Annotated in this window: 16 protein-coding genes and 2 pseudogenes; 2 read left to right on the top strand and 16 right to left on the bottom strand. The window is 31.7% G+C overall.

From position 1 onward, the window contains the following. Nucleotides 1-48: 48 nt before the first annotated feature. Nucleotides 49-1,263, bottom strand: a complete 1,215-nt coding sequence (locus ILT06_RS23670) for a cytochrome P450 (protein WP_064475359.1) — start codon at nt 1,261-1,263, stop codon at nt 49-51. Between the two features lie 140 nt (nt 1,264-1,403). On the opposite strand from ILT06_RS23670, the gene ILT06_RS23665 reads away from it, so the two are divergent. Next, nucleotides 1,404-1,901, top strand: a complete 498-nt coding sequence (locus ILT06_RS23665) for a PadR family transcriptional regulator (protein WP_222655594.1) — start codon at nt 1,404-1,406, stop codon at nt 1,899-1,901. Between the two features lie 102 nt (nt 1,902-2,003). Here ILT06_RS23665 and ILT06_RS23660 read toward each other — a convergent pair whose 3' ends face one another. The 7 genes and pseudogenes from ILT06_RS23660 to ILT06_RS23630 all read right to left on the bottom strand — a co-directional run bounded on the left by ILT06_RS23660 (nt 2,004) and on the right by ILT06_RS23630 (nt 7,809). Next, the gene (locus ILT06_RS23660; RefSeq protein WP_000046093.1) at nt 2,004-2,159 is read right to left on the bottom strand and encodes a DUF1540 domain-containing protein; all 156 of its coding nucleotides are present in this window, start codon (nt 2,157-2,159) and stop codon (nt 2,004-2,006) included. A gap of 73 nt (nt 2,160-2,232) precedes the next feature. Further along, nucleotides 2,233-2,862, bottom strand: coding sequence for a Vat family streptogramin A O-acetyltransferase (locus ILT06_RS23655; RefSeq protein WP_064475357.1), 630 nt, complete (start codon nt 2,860-2,862; stop codon nt 2,233-2,235). Further along, nucleotides 2,852-4,135, bottom strand: a complete 1,284-nt coding sequence (locus tag ILT06_RS23650; RefSeq protein WP_064475356.1) for an MFS transporter — start codon at nt 4,133-4,135, stop codon at nt 2,852-2,854. The genes ILT06_RS23655 and ILT06_RS23650 overlap by 11 nt, the downstream gene beginning before the upstream one ends. 266 nt (nt 4,136-4,401) lie before the next feature. Further along, nucleotides 4,402-5,637 (bottom strand): cytochrome P450, encoded by a 1,236-nt coding sequence (gene cypA, locus ILT06_RS23645; protein WP_064475355.1) that lies wholly within the window; start codon nt 5,635-5,637, stop codon nt 4,402-4,404. Between the two features lie 158 nt (nt 5,638-5,795). Continuing rightward, nucleotides 5,796-6,200 carry a hypothetical protein gene (locus ILT06_RS23640; protein ID WP_064475354.1) on the bottom strand — a complete coding sequence of 135 codons (405 nt, stop codon included), beginning with the start codon at nt 6,198-6,200 and terminating at the stop codon, nt 5,796-5,798. Nucleotides 6,201-6,348: 148 nt separating this feature from the next. Next, nucleotides 6,349-6,630, bottom strand: a pseudogene (locus tag ILT06_RS23635) (hypothetical protein); the annotation flags it as partial. Nucleotides 6,631-6,807: 177 nt separating this feature from the next. Then, entirely contained in the window at nt 6,808-7,809 is a 1,002-nt protein-coding gene (locus ILT06_RS23630; protein ID WP_098101525.1) for a DUF1835 domain-containing protein, read from the bottom strand. Nucleotides 7,810-8,037: 228 nt separating this feature from the next. Between ILT06_RS23630 and ILT06_RS23625 the strand changes: the two genes are divergently transcribed. Continuing rightward, nucleotides 8,038-8,250 carry a hypothetical protein gene (locus ILT06_RS23625; protein ID WP_000409414.1) on the top strand — a complete coding sequence of 71 codons (213 nt, stop codon included), beginning with the start codon at nt 8,038-8,040 and terminating at the stop codon, nt 8,248-8,250. Nucleotides 8,251-8,499: 249 nt separating this feature from the next. Here ILT06_RS23625 and ILT06_RS23620 read toward each other — a convergent pair whose 3' ends face one another. From ILT06_RS23620 to ILT06_RS23585, 8 genes and pseudogenes are all read right to left on the bottom strand, one after another. Then, nucleotides 8,500-8,703, bottom strand: coding sequence for a hypothetical protein (locus ILT06_RS23620; protein WP_000878362.1), 204 nt, complete (start codon nt 8,701-8,703; stop codon nt 8,500-8,502). A gap of 139 nt (nt 8,704-8,842) precedes the next feature. After that, the gene (locus ILT06_RS23615; protein ID WP_098102616.1) at nt 8,843-9,259 is read right to left on the bottom strand and encodes a DUF3995 domain-containing protein; all 417 of its coding nucleotides are present in this window, start codon (nt 9,257-9,259) and stop codon (nt 8,843-8,845) included. 130 nt (nt 9,260-9,389) lie between these two features. After that, nucleotides 9,390-10,154 carry a DUF3959 family protein gene (locus ILT06_RS23610; RefSeq protein ID WP_064475350.1) on the bottom strand — a complete coding sequence of 255 codons (765 nt, stop codon included), beginning with the start codon at nt 10,152-10,154 and terminating at the stop codon, nt 9,390-9,392. A 204-nt stretch (nt 10,155-10,358) separates the two neighbouring features. Continuing rightward, nucleotides 10,359-12,749 carry an RNaseH domain-containing protein gene (locus tag ILT06_RS23605; protein WP_222655593.1) on the bottom strand — a complete coding sequence of 797 codons (2,391 nt, stop codon included), beginning with the start codon at nt 12,747-12,749 and terminating at the stop codon, nt 10,359-10,361. Nucleotides 12,750-13,078: 329 nt separating this feature from the next. Then, nucleotides 13,079-13,348 (bottom strand): annotated as a pseudogene (locus ILT06_RS23600) (thiaminase II/PqqC family protein); the annotation flags it as partial. A 386-nt stretch (nt 13,349-13,734) separates the two neighbouring features. Beyond that, nucleotides 13,735-15,267, bottom strand: a complete 1,533-nt coding sequence (locus ILT06_RS23595) for an alpha/beta hydrolase (RefSeq protein ID WP_222655592.1) — start codon at nt 15,265-15,267, stop codon at nt 13,735-13,737. A gap of 831 nt (nt 15,268-16,098) precedes the next feature. Continuing rightward, nucleotides 16,099-16,431: a DUF898 family protein gene (locus tag ILT06_RS23590; protein ID WP_000402399.1), complete on the bottom strand. Its 333-nt coding sequence runs from the start codon at nt 16,429-16,431 to the stop codon at nt 16,099-16,101. A gap of 516 nt (nt 16,432-16,947) precedes the next feature. Then, complete coding sequence (locus ILT06_RS23585) at nt 16,948-17,262, bottom strand: heterocycloanthracin/sonorensin family bacteriocin (protein ID WP_154131494.1); 315 nt, start codon at nt 17,260-17,262, stop codon at nt 16,948-16,950. Nucleotides 17,263-17,340: the final 78 nt, after the last annotated feature.

Here is a 17,340-nt window from a genome sequence, read left to right as displayed (position 1 = left end):
TTGAGAAATAAAAAACAAGGTACAATACAATGCACCTTGCTCAACGTCTTACCTAGTTTTCAAAAGAATAGGTAAGTATTTTAATGTTTGTTCATTTTCCAATATACATTTTTCTAAATTGAACGATGGAGATAACTCTATTTTTTCAAAGACATTTATAAAGGTAGTTAATGCAATTTCAGCTTCTAAACGTGCAAGTGGTGCCCCTAAGCAAAAGTGAGGTCCTTTACCAAAGGTTAAATGCTTTTCATTTCCTATTCTGTGTAAATTAAATTCAGAAGCTTGTAAGAATTTTTTCTCATCTACATTTGCTGCACTTACCCATGCAACAATCATTTGATCCTTTTTCATAAAAGGTCCAAATATATTTGTGTCCTCTGTAATCCTCCTAGCTAATGTAACGGGAAAGCGATAGCGTAATACTTCCTCAATCGCTTTTGAAATTAATTTAGGTGATTCCCTTAATTCTTTATATGTTCCAGGCGAGTCCACTAAAAAACAATAGAAGCTATTAATAATTAAATTTGTAGTTGTTTCATTACCAGCCGCTAATAAACCTAAAGAAAAAGTAACAATTTCTTCATCGGTTAATCTTTCACCTTCATATTCAGCTCGTATTAAATCTGAGATAATATCGTCGGTTAAATGATATCTTTTATTTTGAACAATTGGAAGAAGATATGCTTTAAATTCATTTAACGCAACTCCTTTTTCTACATCCAAATCGTTAAATTTTTCTTTACTATATGGCATAAATAAAATATCAGACCATTCTTTAATTTTTTTACGGTCAGTTATTGGTACTCCTAATAAATCGGATATGACAGTAACAGGTAAAGGTGCAGCAAACTCTTCAACGATATTAACCTCACTATATTTTCCAATATGTTGTACAAGTTCATTTGCGATAGCCTGTATTCGAGGTTTCCATTGTTCTAAACTTCTTGGAGTAAATGCTTTAGAAACGATAGAACGTACATTGCGATGTTCTGGTGGATCAGTAGAGTTTATATTTATCCTAGTTTCTAAAGGAGGGATTGAGAATTGCCTTCGCTCCCTTCTACTTGAAAATAAGCGATAATCCGATAAAACTCGATTTACATCATCGTATAAAAAAACATTCCATACATCCTGCTCCTCATCATAATGAACCGGATGATTATCCCTCATAAATTGATACCATTCATACGGATTCCACAATTCTTCTTTTGTTTTCAGCTTTGAAATTTCATGAACTAAAATCACATTTTCCGGCGAAGCCATAGTTCTTTCCTCCCTTTTCTTTTACAATAAAAGTGATAGGTCGGCAGTTCAAAGTTGTATAATCTAACATATGTTATTTTAACATATACAAAAGGAGATTTTTCATTGGGGAACTTGAGAAATATATAAGGGGGATTTTTATGTACGTTGACATTTTACTATTAGCAGAATTAACAACTGGACCAAAACATGGATATGAAATAAAGAAAAATGTTCAAAACCGGTTAGGTGAGAATTTCGAATTAAATCATAACACACTTTATCCCGCTCTTCGGCGCTTCGAAAATATGGGTGCTATAACGAAAAAAATACATAAACAAGTCGGAAAGCCAAACCGAAATATGTACGATATAACTGAAACAGGTGAAGAAATTTTTTCAGAAATGTTAAGAAAGTTTCCTGAAAAAATTGCGACAAATAACGCTGAGTTCCTTGTACGTATCGCTCTATTTGAAAAACTTGATTACGAAGGTAGAAAAGAAATTTTAACAATACGCCAAGACGTACTACATAAACAGCTTACTGCTATTCAATCTTTAGATGTTAGCTCATCTTTTATTACAGAAGTCATTGCATTTAGTAAATCACGTATTGAACATGAATTGCTCTGGATTACATCACTTATGAACAAAATATGAAAAAATAACAAGAAAAGTTAAAAACAATGAATGAAAATGATATTTATTATCAATACTATAATTAATAAAAGGGCAACCACGATTTGGCTACCCTTTAAAAGTTTATATTTCTGGATCGAAAGTTTTGCAATCTGTTTCTTCCGTAGTTGATGCTTGTTTCCCTTTATTACTTACTACATAAATTGCATCTGCACTACATTTATTGCCGTTAGCCCAAAATTTACAGTTGTTTACTTCACATAAAACGTCTTGTGCCATAGTATCACACCTCCTTGTTCTATTATCATTAACAAAATTCGGAGGTATGATACTCTTTGTCATGCATTTTTTATTACCTTTTTAGCTTTCTTAATGGTTCAATATCTCCTCGTACAATAGCATCTATATTTTCTGTTATTTTTTCAATGTCAAAATGCCACCATTGAATTTGCAATAATTCTTCTATTATTGTATTTGTAAATCGTTCCTTTATTTTATTTGCAGGGTTTCCGCCAACAATTGTATATGGTGCTACGTCTCTAGTCACAACAGATTTAGCTGCAATAATTGCACCATCCCCTACTTTTATTCCTGGCATAATAGTTGTATCCATACCAATCCAAACGTCATTTCCTATAACTGTATCACCTTTGTAAGGTAAATCAGACAAATTAGGTGTATACTTCTCCCACCCATTTCCAAATATATTAAATGGATATGCCGAAAATCCATCCATCCGATGATTCGCTCCGTTCATAATAAAGGTAACTCCATTTGCAATACAACAAAACTTTCCAATAGTAAGATGATCTCCAAGAAATTCATAATGATGTAATACTCGATCTTCAAATGTTTCTCCATCTTTCGCATCATAATAAGAATAGTCACCAACAAGTATATTAGCTTTCGTTATTGTATTTTTTATAAAATGGACATTTTGATTTCCTTCAATAGGATATTTAACATTTGGATTAGGATTCATGTTGTACAGCACTTCCTTTACCATTTATTTCACTTTCTACAGCTATTACTGGTTTTAAATTGTATATAGGTAAAATAAATAATAATCCAATTATAAATAGTAAAGCTGTGCCCTCATACATCGTACTTAATGAGAACACCTCTTTTAATGAACCAGCAATACTCATTGTTACTACCATTGAACCGGTGAATAGTGGACTTAAAATGCCATTTACACGACCAATAAAATCTGTATCGCTGTTTTGAATAATGAGCGTATTAATACCTATTTGGATACATGGAAGAGCTAACCCACTAAAAAGTTGTGCTGTAAGTGTCACCCATAAATTCGTCGAATAACCTATAATACCAATGCCGATCGCCTGACCGAACATCCCTACAATTAACATCTTTTGCGGAGCAACATTTTTCGCAAATACCATCGCTAAAGCGCCGCCAACAATCATTCCTGCACCATTTACTGTTAGTAACCATTGTAAACTCTCTTTTGATAGTCCTAACTGCTCAGTTACAATAAATATACCAAGTGGCTGAATTAAACCAATACCGAGTCCTGCTGCCATAAAACAAAGCCCTAGCAAAGTTAATGCTTTTTTCTTTTTTACGTATTTAATACCGTCTAGCATTTCCTGTAACAACGTGATTTCTTTTTTCTCATTTTTATTCTCAAGATCTTTCGGGAGAAATAACAACACAGCTGCTGCCAGTAAAAAAGCGATACCTGTTATGATAATTGAAATATAAATTCCAAAACTATGAAAGATAAATGTTCCAAGAATCGGTCCTAACACCATAAAAATCGCAAATATTGTTTGATATATAGACATCGCTAATTGGATTTGTTCCGTTGATAAATGCTGTTTAAACAATTTCATACCTGATGGTTGAGAAAACTGCGAAAGGATTGCAGAAATAAGTGTAACAAAAAACACGATTTTCCATGTTCCAAACATAAGTGTAATTAATACAGCGAATACTGAAATGGAACTTAACGTTTCACACCATATCATTGTCTTCTTTGGTTTCCACCTATCAGCAAAGGTTCCACCTATAAAGGAAAAGATGAAGATTGGAGCAAACTCAGCAACCGAAATCATCGAAATAGCAAAAGCATCACCTTTCGTCATTTCCATTACATATAGTAATACCGCAAAGTTCCGAACCCATATTCCAATTTGTAAAAATAATGCTGATGCAAGAATTCCTTGCACAAACCGATTTTTTAATACTTGTGATACCCCATTGTTTTGTTTCGTTACTACATTTGTCGACATAAAAAAGCCCCCTATTTCATGTTCTGAACAGGAGGCAGCACAAATCATATAAAAAGACTATATTTTCGCAGAGCGAAATACATCCCTTTTCTATAAATGCACAGACTAATCCTATTCAGAAGAATATTTCGTTTTTTAACGAAGATCTCTTACAAATAGAATTAGTTGATCATTGGGATGTTTTCACCCTTCCGTTTCGAATTTAAATAACACATACATACTCTATGTAAATCATTTTCTATGTATGCATGTCTACAATAAATATTCTAGAATGTTAATGGTAATTCCTCTAAAGAACGCATTAAATAATTACCCTGCCATTTAATGTCTTCACGTTTCCCTTTTATTTGTAGTTCAGGCATTCGATTAAATAAAGTAGTAATGGCAATCCTTGCTTCTAACCTAGCAAGCGGAGCACCTAAGCAGAAATGGCTACCATGGCCAAAAGCAATATGACGATTATTCTCCCGAGTAATATCGAATACTTCCGGATTTTCAAATACCGTTTCATCACGGTTTGCAGAAGCTAATGCAATGACAACCATATCTCCTCTTTCGATTGTTCGGTCGTGAATTTGAAAAGGTTCATCTGCCCATCTTGAAGTTGTAACCTCAACTGGAGAATAATATCGTAATACTTCCTCAATAGCTGCATCAATTAATTTTGGATTTTCTTTTAATAACTGTAATTGATCCGGATTTTCGAGAAGTGCTAATACCGTATTTGTTATTAAATTTACCGTTGTCTCATGTCCCGCCACAATTAGTAACATGATCATTGAATATAGTTCTCGGGCGCTAAGTTTATGCCCTTCATTTTCCGCAAGTATTAATGCACTCACCAAGTCTTCTTTTGGCTCTTTTCGTTTATTATCAACTAAATATTGAAGATATGTAATAAACTCAGATAGTTGCTTTTCAGTTTCTCTTATTTCTTCTGGTGTTTCTGGGGAAGCAATGACAGCATGAGACCAAATTCTAAATTTCGCTTGATCTTCTTTTGGAATGCCTAGCATTTCACTTATTACAATAATCGGTAAAGGAAACGAGTAATCATCAACAAGATTTAATGAACTTTTTCGCTCGACTTCATTTAACAAATCATCTGCAATATCCTGTATTCTTCCTTCCAATTGCGTGATCATCTTCGGTGTAAAAGCTTTTTGTACGAGTGATCGTAAACGATTGTGGTTAGGTGGATCTGAATTTAGCATGTGCGTCGTTAAATAATCACTATTATCAACAGTAAGAAAGACATTCAATGTATCTTGAGAAAATACATTGGCCGGATCTTTTTTTAAGCGATTATCTTTTAATAGTGGCAAAGCATCTTCATATCTTGTAATAAGCCACTCTGCACCTAATTCAGTTTTATTCACAAATAAGATAGGTTGCACTTTTCTAGATTCTTTATAAATTTCATACGCATCTTCTTTAAACTGAGCTGAAGCTAAATTAATACCATCTTCTATTCTTAGCCCAACTTTGTTTTTCATTGACATTGTATTCCCTCACTCTCATTTGTTTTTGAAAACCAACCAACATATGCATTATACTCTAATAAAAACGAGAAAATTGTAAATTTTCATTCGAAATCTTACTTCTTATATTGAAAAATAAAAAGTGAGAGAGTAAAATGCTTTTACTCTCTCACTTTTCTTTACGCAAAGCACATGAAATTACTAATTTGTTGATAGCGATAACTTACTTTACGACGGCGACCACCTTGCCAAGTGTAACCTGAAACCCCATTTCTCCTCACTTCAGTCGGGAAGAACCATAAGTCTCTTCCGAAAGGTCCAGGACGATGCAAACGTAAATAGCCCCATCTTCCTAGACAGTTACACATCCATGATTTCATATTCCCTGCTTGAGCTGGAGAAGCAAATGTAGACGGTAACGACGGCGCTTGTGACGGTGGTGGTGACGTTGGAGCATCTTCCGCATCATCTGGTCTATAATCTTCTTGTTCCAATTCTCTCATTTCATTTACAGATTCATACCCGTAGTTTTGCGGATTATAATACATCCCTTGATCATATGGATAATTTTGCTGGTTATACATATTAACAAATCACCTACTTTTCATTTAGTACCTTTAACATTCATATGTGATATGCCCCCTATAGGAAGCTTATGTATAGCCTAAATTCATAAAAAATGTTGCAAACTACAAATAGAAGAGATCAAAAATAAATCTCTCCTATTTGCCACTATGCAAAGCACATATAATTACTAATTTGTTTATATTGGTAAGTTTCCTTAAAACGATGACCATCTTGCCAAGTATATCCTGATACATCAAACCGGCTAACTTCTGTTGGGAAAAACCATAAATCTCTTCCAAAAGTAGCAGGTATATTTAACCTTAAATAGCCCCATCTTCCTAAACAATTGCACATCCATGATCTCATTTGAGATGTTGGTACAGGAGTAGCAAATGCAGAAGGTAAACTGGGGAGGTTCGATGGAGGTAGTAACTTTGGTGCATCATCTAATTGACATGAACAAAACTGATTGTTCAATGAGCTACTCCTCCTAATTATTAATAAATTCTATATGATATATGAATTTTCTTTTTATATAAAACTTCCATAAAGGAAAAACTTCTCTTTTATTCCCCAAAAAATCCCCTTCTAATTCTTTATTAGAAGAGGATTTTTGTTTAATTGCTATTTCAACTTCACACTATAAAAACGCATTTCATTTAACGAACCTTCAAATTCAAAAACTTCTTTTTTAATTAATTGCTTTAAACGATATTCTAAAAATGTATCGCCAACCAACTGATCAGCAAGACCAAGTGCCTCACCAATTACTCTAGGAGCTTTTAGGAACTCACAATCAGCACCTACACTTTTCGCGCATTCAATAATAAATTGATCAAAATAATCTTCTTGTACCGAATACACTTCATTTTCATTCCAAACTCTTAAAAACTCCGTACTATTCGATAATTTATCCCATTCATATTCATACTCCATTCGCTTTTCTTTCGTTACATACGGAAATGCTGCAAAACTTTTTTGCAATAGAGCTAAACTGTCAGGCGATAATTCTCCTGTTCCACGAATAGCATACTCTTTTTTTAATATTTCTTTACTTGCTTCAGACGTATTAATAACGCGAATGTTTTTCTTATCTTTTAATTGCGCCATTACAAAACATAGGCCTACATGTTCATGTGCGTTATTAGCTTTCCAAATTGTAATAGGTGTTTCAATAGGAATAGTGTGTAGTTCTTCCATAGTTTCTAAAAACCTTGGTAAATACTCTACTTCAAAATAATTATCATAAGCAGTTAAATTGTTTACTAACCATTTCTGTCTTGCAAGTTGTCCCTCATGCATATGTAACTTGTTTATCGGCCCAATTGAAAAAAATTCAGAAAAAGCGACAACCCTCTCTTCCAATTGTTCTTCTTGACTAAGCATATATTTTAAACATCCAGCTGTTGAATCATCAAACGCAATATGTACGTGTGTGCTTTCTTTTACATTTCTTATATATGATGTATTACTCGTTAGTTGCTTAGGAATATCCATCAAATTTTTAATTGCATCTTCACTATAGTTTTCTTCTAACAAATTTAACTGAATTAGAATATTTTGAAGTAAATGTTTTGCTTCATCTTCATACATATCCTCTACAACATTTTTGATTTTGTCTATCATACAAATCCCTCTATTCATTTCATAAATAACGTATATTATAGTGTATCATTTTAGTATCATTCTTTTAAAGTTTTTTTAAGTAAAAGCATTTATTATTCAGATTGCTACAGCTATCCACATTTTCAACAAAATCTCTCCTACAATTCTTAATTACTAAATATTCTTTTGTAAATCCTTTTATTTAAATGTATAATTATATAGAAAATAAAAAATATAGGAGCTATATGCATGGAGAAAGCGATTACTACTTATAAACATTATTTAAAAAATTGGAGATTTATATTTATTTGTATATTACCTACTATCGCCATATTATATGTTTTCGATGTCATCTTTGAACTACTATTTCATCAAGATTTCTATTTATCAAACTTAATTTTTGCTATTATATTATTTTTAATATTTATTAACATCAAAGATATGTTTAAAATTGAAAGTTAAAGAACGGGATAAAAAAAGAGCACCCTGCAATTGGATGCTCTCATGTGATAGAGGTTTTTTCTGAGTATTAAGTAGGACACGAAGGTCTTGTCCTACAATATAATATATGCTTGTACTTATTTTATTGTGCATCTATTAAACATCAAATGTATACGTATTGCTAAAAATTCTGCTCATTTATTAATTGTGTAATTATTATATTTACACATAAAAAAACATCCTTATGGATGTTTTTTTATGTATCGATTTTTAAGCTTCCATAAACTTAGCCGGTACACCAATTTTTTCAACTACAGAAGATATATTAGTAGGATTAATCATTACATTTTCAATACTAACTAATTTATTTTCTAATAGTCCATTCTCTGTAGTAATAAGTTCTTCAAACCGATCTAAAGTCATCGAGAATTTGTGTTCACTTCCGCCATTCATACAGACTTTTACATACTTCATAGTGTCACCGCCTTTCATAATAATCTATATTTCGATAAGAAGACGCTTACATCCTTTTTATTTACTACTAGATTTCTCACTTTTACTCCTTGCTAATTCACGTTTATTTATTTTAGAAAAAGCAGCTACTATTTTATGTTCACGTTATAATTGCTAGTAAGAACGATAAAGATAAAAATGCACAAAGTGGTATATATAAAACAGTATCCATTTTAGCAAAACGCGTATCTTTTTTTCGCTTAAAGATGCCAAAATAATGAAACTCACCAATTACTCTTATAAAAAAAACAATCATACAAATCCAGGAGCCCAATTGAACAATACTATTAGGAACTTCGAAATGAACAACATTTGTTTGTTGTAATAAAATCATTGCTGCCATACTTAATAATAACGCAATGAACAATGTCATCCCTACACCTGGTATAAATGCCTTTTCTCCAGATTTTGTTGGAATGACACTATTTGTCGCCCACTTACCTCCGAAAGCCCAGTAAACATGTAAAAAGCTAACTAAAAATAATATACAGACAGAAATATATGTAATAATCAACATTTTGTCCTCCCATTATTTTATTTAATTGCTCATCTTTAGAGTATGCTATGAATTCCGTATTGGCAATCTATATTTAATTACATAAAAAAACCCTTTAATGATACATCATTAAAGGGTTTACTGAAATTTCTTATACATTATACCTATTTCTACGACGTTCCATCCTCGTTTGTCCTTGAGCAGTACCTTGTTGTATTTGCTCTGCCATTTCATATGTTGCAGCTGAAGCTGGTTCTTCGTAATTATGCTCACGTATTTTTTCTGGCGTTTTTCGTTTTGATGCTTTTCCACCAAACTTAAATAATTTGATCTTTAATTTCGGTAATCTAGGAAGTGGAATCTTAAATGATAATTTTTTGCGCTTCTTTTTTTGTTGAAATAGATTTATATTTTCTTTATTATCATCCTGCTCTTTACGATGTAATAACATCGCAAGTAATCCACCTAATATAAGTCCTCCAACTAACAGTAGAAGATATAAGTAATGACTTGTCATTAAACTCGACATACGTTCAAGTATGACTAAAGACTGTACTTCTTTAATATCCCAAAGTAAAGCGGCCCATAATGAGAATAAACCGAAAGTAAGTCCATATGTACGAAAACGGAATAAACATGGAATTAAAGCGATACAAGCGGCGATTTTCGCATTCCCTATTATTGAACTTGTTGAAATATCTTGATGCCAAATGACTAACAGTAGTGTTATAAATGGCGCATACGCTATCCAACTACATATACGTGAATATATTTTTTTCGCAAAATAGCTACCAAAACTAGTAAAAAATAAAAGGCCCCCGATATATAAAGATTGTTCTAGTGGGATTTTCTTTATAATTCCTGCAACCGGAAAGAGGCCGCTCAATAGCATTAATAACACATCTAATTTCTTCACAATTCCTCATTCCTTTCAAATTTCTTTTGAATCAATTCATATTGCTTTCCCAAATGATGTAGTTTTTTATTTCTAAAAAACATCTTAATCCTGTATGTAAATAAAGTAAATACGTAAAAGAGAAGATACATGACAAAAGATATCCTTATTTACATGGAAAAATGACAAATCCTGACCGATATAATGAGCAGGATTTGTCTACTATTATTTAGAGCAGAATATTGAATCTTTCTTTTCTATTTTCATAATATCTACATCCAGTTCATCATCAAACTCTTTAAACTCTCTTGCATCTATATCCGTCATATAGCCCTTTACTACTTTCGCCATATGCATGGAATACGGCATGTGTACATCCTTTTCTAACAGCATACTTGAATTACAGCACATGTAATGTATCATTTTGGCGATATAATTCCTTTCTACAGATTTTACACCTAAAGGTAAAATTTCAAGTATGTATCGCTGCAATGTTTCACTATCATTCAAAGAATATTCACCAGCGCTATAATACATCCCCTTTTGATCTGTATATAAACTTGTGCCATCCGGAACATCATCACGTTCTATCACACCGTATTTTGGTGTATCAAAAGCTTTATTTATTCTTATAATATTTAAGTTTGGAACCTTTAGCACATCAGGAACAATCTCAGGGAAAGTATCTATATCAATTTTTTTATTTTGTAACTCTTTTATCCAATGTTTTCTTAAATTCGCATCTATAATGAAATACACTTGTTCATTTTGCTCTTTTACATGTTGTAAAATTCCTGATAATGTTTCAGAAACAAATTGTTTAAATAGAATCTCCATATCATTTCTTTTTGAAGGCTGCGGTAAAAAGGCATTATGTTTATTTATATTTAATAATAAACGATCAATCGTTTGCCACTCTGTATTCCCATATAGTTTATATGAAATTTCTTTTCCTTTTATTTGTGAAAAAATAGGTAAGAAATCAAATTTCGAGATTCGCTCAATTGATAAATTAACATATGTACAAGGTAAATTTATTTTATTCCAACTACGTTTCAAAAATCCTTTTTGTTCTAATAAACTAAGGATACAATTAATAATTGTTTTACGAGATACACTTTGGCCAATAAATAAATTAATAAATGCTGAAATACGGTTAGTTCGTGCAAACCCTTCTCTAACGATTTGCTTTGGATCAATTTTTTCACGCCCATCACAATTTTTCATTGCGATTAACGCCAACGTCGCATCATTGCGCTCACCTGCAGTAGCATAAACGGCTTTCATAACATCCTCTACTAAATTTGTTTTGTATTTCTGACAATATTGCATTTTATATGGATTTTGCAATACTTTTTCAATATTATATCTTACTATTTTTAATAATACTGGAGAATCTGCATTTAATACATATGATGACTCGCCAATTTGAGCTAACACAATTTCATTTTCAAATAACGCTTGTTCAACTTCCAACGATATTTTTTCAGACCATAGTTCTAACGTTATAGTCTCTAATCCTTTTGGTGCAATTAAAGGGAATAATTCATTTTCATTATTTGTTGCTAGCTTATTACATTCTGGTAGTAATGTGAAATGAGAGAATTTTTGCTGAAACCATTTAAAAAGATACTCACTTTCCTTTACTTTTATACCAGGTTTTATTTTTGTACCTTGAACTTTATATATTCTCTCATTGTATGGAAGCAACACCCTAATGTTTGCTCCTAGCATATAATCTTTCGGATATTGAAGAATATGCTCTAATTCAACTTCTCCACCTATATGAAAATCATCTTTTAAACTTCTAAATATTTTAATCCATTTTATGCCGTTTGTAGCTTGTTGTACTTTTAGTTTTACAAATCGTAATTTTGTATTATTTGATGAAAATTCTGGAGTAGAAACCAATATCATGCCCCGTTTTCGTCTTAATAGCAAAGGAATATCTGGATGATTATATTCTTGATAAAACCTCCGAATTCCTATTGAAACATTTAATAACGGAATATTCTCGCCACCGCGCGTGATACATTCGAACCGATATACGTAGGCGAAATAATCTTGTGTTTTTTCATCTTTAATAGGCTCTGACATTGCCTCACAAATATTTTGTGATCTAAGCGGAGAAAAATATATATCTTCTTCGTTAATATTCTCTAATCGTACAGATTGTTCACAAAAAATATGTGAAATTAAAGCGGGCAACCACTTAGAATATACTTCATTATCATGTAGTACTGTTAAATTAGAAATTAAATCGTAATGCCATTCATATTTTGGCGATTCTATTAATTTATTAGGTTTCCAATCATGTATAACCTCATACCAACTTTGGAAAATATAATCGAGTTGTTCTTTTCTAATAGGTTCTTTGCATACAATCCATGGTGTATTTTCATTTAATACATATGGATTGTGCTGAATAAATAATATATCAGAAAACATATCATATAATCTTTCATTCAATCTTTTTAACTTACTTGTTAATAAAAATGTCTTATAATGTATTTCTACAATATCAAGCCATTCGATAGGAAAGTATATAAATGATACACTTTCATTTAAAAGCGGCTCTACAATATTCTCAAATGTTAATAACCGTAGTTTTTCCATGTAATGGATACTTCCTTTCTACATTTGCCTTGATCATCTAAAAACTAGAAGAAACCGTTACGTTACATAATCTAATCAATTAAAACCCGGTTCTTTAAAATTTAATTATTATTAATTTATTCGAATAATACATTATAATTAAAAAATAATAATTGTTTATCTTCTATACTTTATAAAACACAACATATACATCACCACCTACTAATATTAAATATAGTACATTCGAATTATACAATATAAATAGTGTATTGTATTTGCAATTTACAATAACTTTACAAAAATAACGATAAAAAAGGTATTGTTCATTCCTATGTTCAACAATACCTTTTTTATCCAATTACTTCTTTTACATCTGTATTCACTGGCCACTTTTCTAAAGTATAAGCCATTTCCCAAAATGAATATTCATATTGGCTGCTAATAATAAAATGCTGTTTCATTCGATTTCGGTCTGCCTCTGTTACTTTTTCAGCTATTGCATCTAATCGTGTAATTTGCTCTTCAACTAAAGTACGGAACCAACCCGATGTAGAAATCCATTCTTTATAAATTGGCTCTTCTGGCTGACGCTCTTTTAAACATTCATCAATTGAGTAGAAATCAATATCATGCCCCGGTTTCGACTCAATAGTAAAAAAATATCTGATTGGTTAAACTCTTGATATTAAGAATGTTTTTATGATTATTTGGTATTAGTGTGTTCTAAATGATAATGGCTATTATTGAAGATGACATATAAGCGATTATTAAACGATAGTCCTTCTACATCATAGATAGAAAGAATACCGTTTTTTCGTTTAGAGTATTTGTATATACTTCAAAATATTAAGACGCTAGGCATAGATCATGCCCCAAGGTTTGAGAATCTAAAGTATTTGAATAAGAAACTTTACTCCGTTCGTTATAGTTATTCACATCATAATATATTATTATTATTTCTACCTTAAGAACTGAAAATAGCTATTTAAAAATATGGCTGCTAATTTCAGTTCGATCTTCCTTGCACCCAAGTAGCAATATCATTTATAACATACTCAGGGATATTAGCGGGACTATAATATTCATCCGGTTTACTTAATTCTCCATCTCCTTCTGTAAAGAAGTGATTTAACTTTGGATATAGTCGATAATCAATGTTATCTCTCTCTTTTAATTGTTCTTTCCAATAAGGAATTTCAATTTTTGATAGAACTTGATAGTCTCTTTCTCCTTGAAGAATAAGAAGCGGTGTTTTTTGTTTTTTTGACAGTTCTGCTGCTTTAATTTTACGGATAGAATCCCAATATACTGGTGGTCCTAAAGAAAAACCCTTTGGCGGATTCTGACTAGAGAAATTAGGATCCTTTAATAATTCAAACTGCGATTTGTAAAATTTATATTCTTCTGGTTTCATTTCTCCAATAGAAAGACGATACTCCAGTTGATCTAAAACATTGTCTGTGAATGCCTTGCCCGCTCCTCCCATCACAATTGCCCCAGCAATATTTTGATTTTGATTTTTTTCAATTATCCTCGGAATCATCATTCCACCTTGACTATGACCAAGAATATAAATTTGATTCTTATCTATCATAGGTTCATTTTGAAGAAAATGAGTCACAAGAAGTGCATCATCTGTTGTCTCTTTATCAACTGTATAAAAAGGACTAAGTTCTGTTTTCAATCTATGTTCATAGGTTCGTTTATTATAGCGAAGAACAGCAATTCCTTTCGAGGCAAGACCTTCAGCTAAATCACGAAATGGTTTTAAAGCATACGTTGCTGAATCCTGATCGGCTGCTCCAGCTCCATGAACAAGAATAACCGCTGGAAAAGGACCCTTTCCCTTTGGAACAGATAATGTTCCTGGTAATGGAAATGCACCACTTCCAACTACTACTTCTTTATCAACAAATGATTTAGGATTACTATATGATGGCCGATCTGCAACAGGACTAAACGGCATACTGAGTTGAAAATCATCTATTTTTCCAGATGGATCTAGTTTTATTAGTAAAGGTACAGTAATTTGTTCAAAAACTAAGTTAATCTCTACATTTGTATGAACAGAATTTGTCTCTTTTTGTGTAACCTCTCCAATTTCTATAAAAGAACCTTTTTGTAATTGCGTAGGAAGTTCTTCCCAATAGTTCTTCAACCATTTTTCAGATATTATTTTCTGTAATGATCGAGAAGTTAAATCAAATGCAGATTTATAATCTTCAGTATGCATAGAACAGACAAATGAAAAAGCAGTAGATATAACGGGATTTCCCTCTTCAATATTGTCTATTTTTTTTATATTTGTGTTTGTTTCCTTTAATGTCGATTTAATTTGGTGACTAAACGGATTATTGTATGTATTTGGATATAAACTTCTTTTCAATACGTCCTTATTCCGTCCCTCAAACAAGTTTGAATAATCCTCAAAATTTTTAGGTGACATTACTTCCTCCGCATATGAAACCGAAGGAATAGTTATCGCACAAATTGCACTGACAAGTAATAACTTACTACCCATTCTTTTTTTCGTACTCATATATATTAATTCTCCCTTCAAAATTAAAATTTTTAATACAGCATGCCTAGTACTATAAGGTCATAGATATTTTCAAGGCGATTAATAATCTACTTTACGATCCCCCTAACAGGTTAAAAAACTATTATAAACAAACTTCAATTTAAAATGCCTTCGCTCTCTTTTCCACATGTATGTTAACTCTAGAAATTACTTATTTTCTTTAAAACACTCTTGTTACTGGTTTGTTTTTCATATATAAGTCGTACCCTTTTCCCCCTTCGCGCCACTTTATATTTTTATCATATACAATGAAAATCTCTTTTTCCTTACCTATTACTTACAAATTCCTTACATCCGAAATTGCTTTTATAATAGTACTGCAGGAACCACTGTGCCCGAAAGCGCAAAAAAAGAAACACCAATGTAATTTGCTTTGGTGCTTCTTTTTCAGGCTTTAAATTTTGATTATTTTTCTTGCTATGTAACACAAATTACATTGTGCTATATGATACAATCCTAATGTTGTTAGAATCACTTTTTTAAATGGTAAATTTATACTAGAAGGTACTCATATCCAACAGTTTAAGAAAAAGAAAAGTCTCAAAATAACTAAATGTAGAGACAGAAAATTTTCATTTAAGGATGACTTCAAAACCATTAACTTAAGAAACGGATATTCTTCAGAGCGAAAAATAAAAAGGTTTCTTTCAAAATGTATGGAATTTTTGTTCTGTAGGTATTCATATTTGTTAACTGAATGAGCATGGGCTATTTATCTATATTTTCGTTTTTCATACCATAAATAAAAATACCAGTCGTTATAGACTGGTATTATAAAGCTAATGTTTTTTAATTGATAAATGTAGTATTTTTTACTTTCCAGTCTTCAAGTTTAATGAAAACCCAGAATGAGTAGATTCCTAGAGTGATAATTGATAAGAGCAACCATTTTATCCAATTACCAAACAAGCCTACAGCAGAACCATTGAATTTCATACGGTGCCCGTTAACTACTGTATGATTTATTTTCCAACCGTAAACCATACATAAAGCCCAAGGGTAACAAATACCAAGGGTAAAAACTGTAATCAGTACACCAAGGATACTCCAACCAATAAAGCTGAATAATCCACCATCAAAAAATGAGTGGCGACCATTTTTTAATTCAGAACCAATTTCCAAAAAAAAACTCCTAACATATATATATTCATAATGACAAAAACAAATTATATCACAATAAAATGGTTTCAGGTCTATAAATCGTAATATAAAGTAAAACAAAATTTAAAATTCTTTTTGGATGGAGATGTTTACTTCAGAAACGTAAATATTTTCATTGGATTGGTTTTGTTCTTAGTGGAAATGGATTCTTAGCCTTGGTTGTAACAATTTATAAGGTGGTAAGATTTTTTTTATGATTAAGTTTAATTATATGAGAAATATGAAAAAAGAAAGAAGGGCTGATAGCAGCCCTTCTTTTTGGTTCTGGTGCAATAAATTTACTTACGAAAGTCCAAGATCGCGTAAAGGGTATAGAACATAAAAAAGACATTTGATTGTTGATTTGAAATAAAGTCACAATGTTTATAAAAAGGTGGGATAACTTGTTTCTTTAAATGAAAGGATGCTACATGTGTTTTGATTGATTTTTTACAAAAATTGTATAATACTTCACTGATGGATTCCTTTTTTCTCTTATCAATATTCATATGTTACAATAGTACCAGTTGTATCAGTAGTACCATTAAAACCACTAAAACAATTAGAACAACTACCACAACCGCCACAACCAAAACAACCGAAGCAACCAATACAACGGAATCCACCACAACGAAATCCACCACAGCGACCGCCACAACCACCACAACGACCACAACCGCCACAGCGACGAGCATCATCTTCAATATAGTAATATGGATATTGGTTTTGCTGGTCCCAATACACAATATTTCCAGATTGGTAATCATTAAGGCTTAACGCTTGTAGTTCTTGTTGAAACTTATTCATTTTCATGACCTCCGTTTATAAACTTCAACCTTTTCAATGCTTCCCTATATTTCTGTTCGTTCAATCTAAGTAGAAATAGCGCTA

Origin of the sequence: Bacillus sp. 17RED48, from assembly GCF_019837545.1 — a bacterium.
Classification (GTDB): Bacteria; Bacillota; Bacilli; order Bacillales; family Bacillaceae_G; genus Bacillus_A; species Bacillus_A wiedmannii.
This window is presented reverse-complemented; position numbering and strand designations above follow the sequence as displayed.

Bases quoted from the DNA above. Each gene is read 5' to 3' on its own strand.
- ILT06_RS23670 (WP_064475359.1), bottom strand. From the start codon at position 1,263: ATGGCTTCGCCGGAAAATGTGATTTTAGTTCATGAAATTTCAAAGCTG.
- ILT06_RS23665 (WP_222655594.1), top strand. From the start codon at position 1,404: ATGTACGTTGACATTTTACTATTAGCAGAATTAACAACTGGACCAAAA.
- ILT06_RS23660 (WP_000046093.1), bottom strand. From the start codon at position 2,159: ATGGCACAAGACGTTTTATGTGAAGTAAACAACTGTAAATTTTGGGCT.
- ILT06_RS23655 (WP_064475357.1), bottom strand. From the start codon at position 2,862: ATGAATCCTAATCCAAATGTTAAATATCCTATTGAAGGAAATCAAAAT.
- ILT06_RS23650 (WP_064475356.1), bottom strand. From the start codon at position 4,135: ATGTCGACAAATGTAGTAACGAAACAAAACAATGGGGTATCACAAGTA.
- cypA (WP_064475355.1), bottom strand. From the start codon at position 5,637: ATGTCAATGAAAAACAAAGTTGGGCTAAGAATAGAAGATGGTATTAAT.
- ILT06_RS23640 (WP_064475354.1), bottom strand. From the start codon at position 6,200: ATGTATAACCAGCAAAATTATCCATATGATCAAGGGATGTATTATAAT.
- ILT06_RS23630 (WP_098101525.1), bottom strand. From the start codon at position 7,809: ATGATAGACAAAATCAAAAATGTTGTAGAGGATATGTATGAAGATGAA.
- ILT06_RS23625 (WP_000409414.1), top strand. From the start codon at position 8,038: ATGGAGAAAGCGATTACTACTTATAAACATTATTTAAAAAATTGGAGA.
- ILT06_RS23620 (WP_000878362.1), bottom strand. From the start codon at position 8,703: ATGAAGTATGTAAAAGTCTGTATGAATGGCGGAAGTGAACACAAATTC.
- ILT06_RS23615 (WP_098102616.1), bottom strand. From the start codon at position 9,259: ATGTTGATTATTACATATATTTCTGTCTGTATATTATTTTTAGTTAGC.
- ILT06_RS23605 (WP_222655593.1), bottom strand. From the start codon at position 12,749: ATGGAAAAACTACGGTTATTAACATTTGAGAATATTGTAGAGCCGCTT.
- ILT06_RS23595 (WP_222655592.1), bottom strand. From the start codon at position 15,267: ATGAGTACGAAAAAAAGAATGGGTAGTAAGTTATTACTTGTCAGTGCA.
- ILT06_RS23585 (WP_154131494.1), bottom strand. From the start codon at position 17,262: ATGAAAATGAATAAGTTTCAACAAGAACTACAAGCGTTAAGCCTTAAT.